This window comes from Pseudomonas sp. AG1028, from assembly GCF_007993955.1.
Lineage (GTDB): Bacteria > Pseudomonadota > Gammaproteobacteria > Pseudomonadales > Pseudomonadaceae > Aquipseudomonas > Aquipseudomonas straminea.
Map to the genome: position 1 here is coordinate 406,632 of NZ_VIVP01000005.1, position 6,190 is coordinate 412,821.

7 protein-coding genes are annotated in these 6,190 nt (G+C 67.4%); 1 reads left to right on the top strand and 6 read right to left on the bottom strand.

Features of this window, described 5'->3' with window-relative positions; genetic code table 11:
* Positions 1 to 64: 64 nt before the first annotated feature.
* A complete protein-coding gene (locus FB481_RS10760) occupies positions 65 to 382 on the bottom strand; it encodes a hypothetical protein (protein ID WP_147176321.1) in 318 nt (105 codons plus the stop codon).
* Entirely contained in the window at positions 379 to 1,302 is a 924-nt protein-coding gene (locus tag FB481_RS10765; RefSeq protein WP_093500682.1) for a LysR family transcriptional regulator, read from the bottom strand. Before FB481_RS10765 ends, FB481_RS10760 begins: the two co-directional genes overlap by 4 nt.
* A 90-nt stretch (positions 1,303 to 1,392) precedes the next feature.
* On the opposite strand from FB481_RS10765, the gene FB481_RS10770 reads away from it, so the two are divergent.
* Positions 1,393 to 2,274, top strand: coding sequence for a DMT family transporter (locus tag FB481_RS10770; RefSeq protein WP_093500680.1), 882 nt, complete (start codon positions 1,393 to 1,395; stop codon positions 2,272 to 2,274).
* 192 nt (positions 2,275 to 2,466) lie between these two features.
* On the opposite strand, the gene FB481_RS10775 is transcribed toward FB481_RS10770, so the two are convergent.
* The 4 genes from FB481_RS10775 to FB481_RS10790 form a co-directional block, all read right to left on the bottom strand.
* Positions 2,467 to 2,784, bottom strand: coding sequence for a cupin domain-containing protein (locus tag FB481_RS10775; RefSeq protein ID WP_147176322.1), 318 nt, complete (start codon positions 2,782 to 2,784; stop codon positions 2,467 to 2,469).
* Between the two features lie 15 nt (positions 2,785 to 2,799).
* Positions 2,800 to 3,072 carry a hypothetical protein gene (locus tag FB481_RS10780; protein ID WP_147176323.1) on the bottom strand — a complete coding sequence of 91 codons (273 nt, stop codon included), beginning with the start codon at positions 3,070 to 3,072 and terminating at the stop codon, positions 2,800 to 2,802.
* Entirely contained in the window at positions 3,069 to 4,454 is a 1,386-nt protein-coding gene (locus tag FB481_RS10785) for a GTPase/DUF3482 domain-containing protein (protein WP_093500676.1), read from the bottom strand. The genes FB481_RS10780 and FB481_RS10785 overlap by 4 nt, the downstream gene beginning before the upstream one ends.
* 147 nt (positions 4,455 to 4,601) lie before the next feature.
* Entirely contained in the window at positions 4,602 to 5,978 is a 1,377-nt protein-coding gene (locus FB481_RS10790; protein WP_093500673.1) for a DUF2868 domain-containing protein, read from the bottom strand.
* Positions 5,979 to 6,190: the final 212 nt, after the last annotated feature.

Here is a 6,190-nt window from a genome sequence, read left to right on the forward strand (position 1 = left end):
CGGGCTACGTTTGAATAACCTCGTAGCCTGGGTTGGCCGAAGGCATAACCCGGGGATGTATCGCTCAATTTCCTAGCGAAAACCGCTCGCCGATCGCCTCGACGAGTTCCTTCGGCCCGCTGAGCTTCCACTCGAACCAGTTGTCCCACTCCAGCCGCAGCTCATCCAGGCCACGGCGCAGGCGATAGCTGTCGTAATCGATGCCCTTGTCGAACGCCAGCGGGCTGTATTGCTCGACCTGCCGCCAACCCTCGGCCTTGAGGGTTTCCAGCAGGCGGTTGCCCACCTGCGTATCGATATTCTCCAGCGTGATGTGCTTGGCGGTATCCACCGGCTGCCGTTCCAGGCGCCGCCGTTTCAGCCACTGCCAGAGCCGGGTCATCGCGATGGGCCCTTGCCCAGCCCCTCGGCCAGGTGATCGATCAGCACCCGCAGTTTGGGCGGCAGGTGGCGGGTGGGGTGATAGAGAACCCACGCGGTGCCCTGGTACGAACCGGTGTAGCGCCACTGCGGCAGTACCCTTACCAGCTCGCCTCTGGCCAGTGCCGCGGCGGCGGTGAAGTGCGGCAGGCAGGTGATACCCAGGTGGCCGAGCACGGCGTTCAGGCGCACTTCGCTGTGGTTGCTGGCGAAGCGGCCGCCCACCGTCACCACGCATTGCTCCGGCCCGTTGCTGAAGTGCCAGCGGTGGTCGTCCGGGGTTTCGTCCAGGTACAGGCAGGCATGGCGCACCAGTTCGCTCGGATGCTGGGGCGTGCCGTGGCGCTGCAGATAGGTGGGGCTTGCACACAGCAACTGTTGGACATTGCACAGTGGCCGACCCGCGAGAGCCGGTGGTGGCTGGTCGGTGATGCTCACCAGCAGGTCGAACTGCTCGCTGATCAGGTCCGGGCTGCGGTCGCTGAGGTTGAGGCTGACGTCCACCTCCGGGTAGCGCTGCAGAAAATCCTGAATCAGCGGCATGACCAGGAAACGTCCAAAGGCCTTTGGCACACTCAGACGCACCCGGCCGCGCGGTTGGCTCATCAGCCGCTCACCAACATCCAGGGCGGCCTGGGCGGCGTCGAGCATGTCCTTGCAGCGCTCGAAGACTTCGCTGCCGGCTTCGCTCAGGCGCAGGCGCCGTGTGGTGCGCTCGAGCAGACGAACGCCGAGCGTCTGCTCGAGATGGGCGATCTGTCGGCTCACTGCCGACGCCGTGCTGCCCTGCTGGCGGGCCGCGGCAGAGAAACTGCCGGCCTCGACCACGCGTACGAAGATGGCCAGATAGGGAAGCAGCTGTGGGGTTAGATTCGTGCGCATGGAGAACAGGTCTTGTTCGGTGTTGGCGGATTATCACGCTCAGGGACGCAATGGACAATGCGCTCCCCACCGATTGCAGGAAGTACCCACATGTCCACCCTGGTTAGCCGTTCCCCTTCGCGCCTGATGCAGGCCAGTGATGTGCTCCTGTTGCTGGTCGCCATGGTCTGGGGCACCAGTTACGGCGTGGCCAAGGAGGCGCTGGTGTTCTATCCGGTGCTGGGCTTTCTCGCCGTGCGTTTCTGCCTGACCTTCTTGATCCTGCTGCCACAGCTGCGCGGCGACGGGCGCCAGGCCTGGGCACCCGGCATCCCGCTGGGCGGTGTGATGCTGGCGATCTTCCTGTGCGAAACCTACGGCGTGCTGCACACCTCCGCGAGCAATGCCGCCTTCCTGATCAGCCTGTGCGTGGTCATCACGCCGTTCGTGGAATGGCTGATGTTCGACCGCCGTCCCGACTCGCGGCTGCTGCCGGCCGTCGCGCTATCGCTGTTCGGTACCTGGCTGCTCAGCGGCGGCGTCGACTTGCAGTTCAACCTCGGCGATGGACTGATGCTGCTGGCGGCGTTGCTGCGCGCTGTGCTGGTATGCCTGACCGGCCGGCTGACCGCACACACCCAGGTGCCGGCCCTGGCGCTGACCGCGGTACAGACCGGAGTGATCGGTTTCGGCTGCCTGTTGCTCGGGGCGATCATCCTGCCAGGCGGCTTGCCTGTCTTGCCGGTAGAGCCGGCGTTCTGGATCGGCACGCTGTACCTGGTGCTGTTCGCCACTCTGTTCGCCTTCTTCGTGCAGAACTACGCGCTGCGGCGCAGCAGCCCGACCCGCGTGTCGCTGTTGATGGGCAGCGAGCCACTGTTCGGCGCGCTGTTTGCGGTGCTGTGGCTCAGCGAGCAATTGAGCGTGCAGGCGTGGATCGGCGGCTTTCTGATCGTCGCGGCGACGCTGTGGACGAGCTTGCTTAGGCGCTGATACCTGAGTGGTGGAAGGGGCGGGCCGCGTAGGTGAAGCGTCCTCCACCCTACGGAGTTGGCCCGTCAATTGTCGTGCGCATGGCGCACTCCCACGGGTTGATTGTCGTAGCCTGGGTTAGCCGAAGGCGTAACCCGGGACGATGGAGAGGGCTTGCACAAATCCCCGGGTATCGCTGCGCTCGACCCGGGGCTACGGGTTGCTGGGGTGCAAATGGACGGCCAGCCATAGCGCGCCATCGCTGGTGCGCTCCACCCGGTGGGGCGTGCCGGCGGGCAGGAACAGGTGGTCGCCCGCGCTCAGCTCGATCGATTCACCTGCCACTGTCATGCTCGCCTCTCCGCGGGCCAGCAGTACCCATTCATCCTGTTCCTGCACGTATTCCACCGACTCGATCCGTGACGAGCTGAGGATCCGTTCGATCTGCAGGTTGCGGTGGCTGAGCAGGGTGTCGAAGCGCTCGCCCTCGGCAGGCGGCTGGCTGTCATGGAACAGGTTGGCGATGGGCATCGGACGGGCTCGTGTTCAGCGGCGGCCGGGTTTGGGTGCGCCGGCGACCAGCAGGTGGTGGTGATCACGGCAGTAGAGTTCTTCGTACCAGCCGTAGTGGGGATCGTTGCAGTAGCCATGTTGCAGGCAGGCCGGCAGATGCGCGATGTCGCTCTTGAAATCATCGCGCAGGGCGGCGAACAGCGAGTCGGGCTGTGGCCAGCCGGCGCGATGCGGCGCCTGGCCGAGGCGGTTGCCGCTGCTCAACTCGCGGGCCAGCACCGCGGCCAGCTCTGCGCACAAGGTCATGACGCGCCTGGCACCGAGCCGATTTCCCGAGCCAGGCGTTCGACCTGTTCCTGGCGTTCGACCTGATCGACCCGCGCGCCCGGGTTCAGCGACGACCACTCCGGCCGTGCGCGGGCGACGCGCAGGGCGCCCGGCAGTTTGCCTTCGCGCCACTGGCTGTCCTGCAGGGCGCCGAGACGCACCGCTTCGACGGCCGCGTGGCCGCGTTGATCCAGCGCGGCCAGCAAGTGCTCCTGGCGCAGGGCGAGCAGGCGCAGCACGGCGTCGTCGACGGTCAGCTCGCGTTGGCCCTGGAGCTTGCCCTTGAGGCGCGAGCCGTAGTTGCGCAGGGTCTGCGCGCCACCGCCGAGCAGCGCGCCAGCCAGGGCGGCGGTGCCCAGGGTCAGGCCGCCGACCAGCAGATCCACACCCGCGCCGGCTGCGGCACCGGCGGCCGCGCCGCCGCCCAGGCGGATGCCCAGTTGCTTGATGGTTTCCGGGTTGAACAGATCCTCGCCCCAGCGGCCATTGAGCAGGGGCAGATCCTCGGTGCGGGCGTCTTCGCGGCGAAAGGCGTACAGGCGCAGCAGGGCTTCAACGCAGCGTTGTTCACGCTGGCGCACCTGGGTGCGCAAATCCTCGATGGCGCTTTTTTCCAGCTCCGGCTGGTTGGCGACGCTGCGCCGGCAGGCGGCGCAGTCGACCAGCAGCTCGGCGATCAGCCGCTTGGCGCTGCGGTGGCGAGCCACGCGCTGGGCTTCGTGATCGTCGATCAAGCGCTGCAATTGCGGGCGCGACTTCTCGTGCATCAGCGCCAGGCTTTCGTACAGGCGGCGCTCACCATCGAGCGGCGGCGCCACGCTGTCGAAACGCACCAGGGCATGCAACCCCAGGCGCGCCAGGGCTTCGCGCCAGTCGTCCTCACGGTGGTTGGCGCTGGCCACGAAATTCAGCACCGGCAGCAGCGGCCGGCCACACATGGCCAGCGCGTTCAGCTCGTCGCGGTACTTGGCCAACACTGGCTCGCGGGCGTCGATCACGTACAGGCCGGCATCCGAGGCCTGTAGCTGGCGCAGCACCTTGGCTTCCTGCTCGAAGCGCTGGCGCGCCTCGCTGCCTTCCATGAAGCGGGCCAGTCGCGCCGGGCCGTCGAGGCGCTCGCCGGGGCGGTCGAGCCCGTCGAGGTAATCGAGCAGGGCGATGGCATCTTCCAGGCCGGGCGTGTCGTAGAGCTCCAGCAGCGCCTCGCCGTCCACCGACAGGCGCGCGCCCTCGACGTGGCGGGTGGTGCTGGGGCGATGGGACACCTCGCCAAAGCCGACGTCACGGGTCAGGGTACGCAGCAGCGAGGTCTTGCCGACGTTGGTGTGGCCGACCACGGCGAGTCTCAGAGCCTGGGTCATGGTCTTTGACCTCCCAGGGCTCGCCACAAGGGCGCGGTTTCTACGCGATGCTTATGGTCATCGTAGGGTGGATGACGCTTCACCCATCCACCGCCCTCTACAGGTACACGGCGGATGAAAAGACTGTCATCCACCCAGCGGTTCTTTTCAGTCATGGCCGGTCTCCAGCCAGGTCAGCGGCGAGCTGCCGCGGTGGACCAGTTGCAGGTCGTCCAGCGCCTTGTGCCAGTCGCCGAGGCGCTCGCTGTCGAGGGTCTCGCCCTGGGGTGGCTGCAGCAGCCAGATGCGCGTTTCGCCGGCACTGCGGGCCAGTTCGGCGAGCAGTGCCAGGCTACCGCGGTCCGGTGAACGCCGTGGATCGCAGGCGATGGCCAGGCGCGCCGGCGGAAAACGGGTGAGTTGGTCGAGCAACTGACGGCGCTGCTCACGGCTATCGATGATCCCGGCGTCGGCCACCGACTTGGGCAGCGCCGGCGGCCAGGGGCGGCGGTCGTCCAGTTCGATCGCCACCAGCAGTGCGCCGTCGCTTGCGGCCACACCGGCAGCCGGCTGCACCCGATGAAGCTGCGCTGGTTCGGCATCGCAGATGCCCAAGCGTTCGCTGTTGGGCTGCAGGCGGTCACGCAACAGGTCGTAGCCGGGTTGCGACAGGTCCAGGGTCAGCCTGGCCGTGCCGGTTCGCCAGCGCCACAGGCACACCAGGCCCAGTAGCAGGCGCGGCAGCAGCCCGTAGATCATCAGCACGCCGATCAGCCAGCCGGCCCAGGCGTGGCGCGCGGCTTCCAGCGGCAACGGGCTGTCGCCGCTGGCGCGGATGGTGGCGGCATCGGGCACTGGAAAACCGAGCAGGCCAGGCAATGCGCCCAGGGCCTGGGTCAGGGCGACGAAGGTGTTGCCACCGAGCAGGGTGGTTTCCCAGACGAAGCCATAGCGGCGGGTGGAGAGCAGCGCCAGCAGCATCACCAGGGCGGTGGTCAGTGCCACCAGCCAAAGGCCGTGTACGGCCATGCCGACCAGCCAGCGATTGAGGCGCTGGCGGCGCAGCAGCAGAACCAGGGCCGGGCCGGTATGCAGTGCGCTGGCATCGCGGGCCAGCTTTTCGCTAAGCCACAGCCACAGACGGCCGAGCACCGCGCCATGACCACCACCGAACAGCAGGCCGAGCACCCAGCCCAGCAGCATCAGAATATGCAGGCCGAGCAGGCTGCCCAGGGCCCAGAACACGTTCACCGGCGTCTGCCCGTCACCCAGAGCCGCTACCGCCAGGCCGGCGCCGCTGGCCAGGACCAGTAGGCCGAGCAGCAGCAGGGCCAGGCGCGCGCCTTGCAGCCAGTGGCGCTGTGCCTGCACCTGGCCGTCACGCTCGGCCAGGTGCAGGGCGCGGTGTTCGATACGGGTGGCCAGGTCGCCACCGGCTACCTGAGCGCGGCGGTTGGCTTCGCTGTCTTCGAGCAGGCCGGCATGTTCTTCGCGCAGGCGCACGGCCTCGCAGAGCCAGAGGCGTTGCAGCTTGGGTAGGGACACGCGATCTCCCGGTGAGTGTCAGTCTCCGGGAGCATACCCGCTGCGTGGTGAATGACAACAGCTCGCAGCTAGGGTCTGTTGCCGTTTTAACGCGAGCCGCGTTGTCGCGAGAAATCCCGCCAGGCTAGGCGGAGGACGCAGGGAATGGTTGTTCCCTTGCCAAGTCCTCCAACGACGCATGGCGAGATTTCCCGCACAACCCGAAGGGCCGG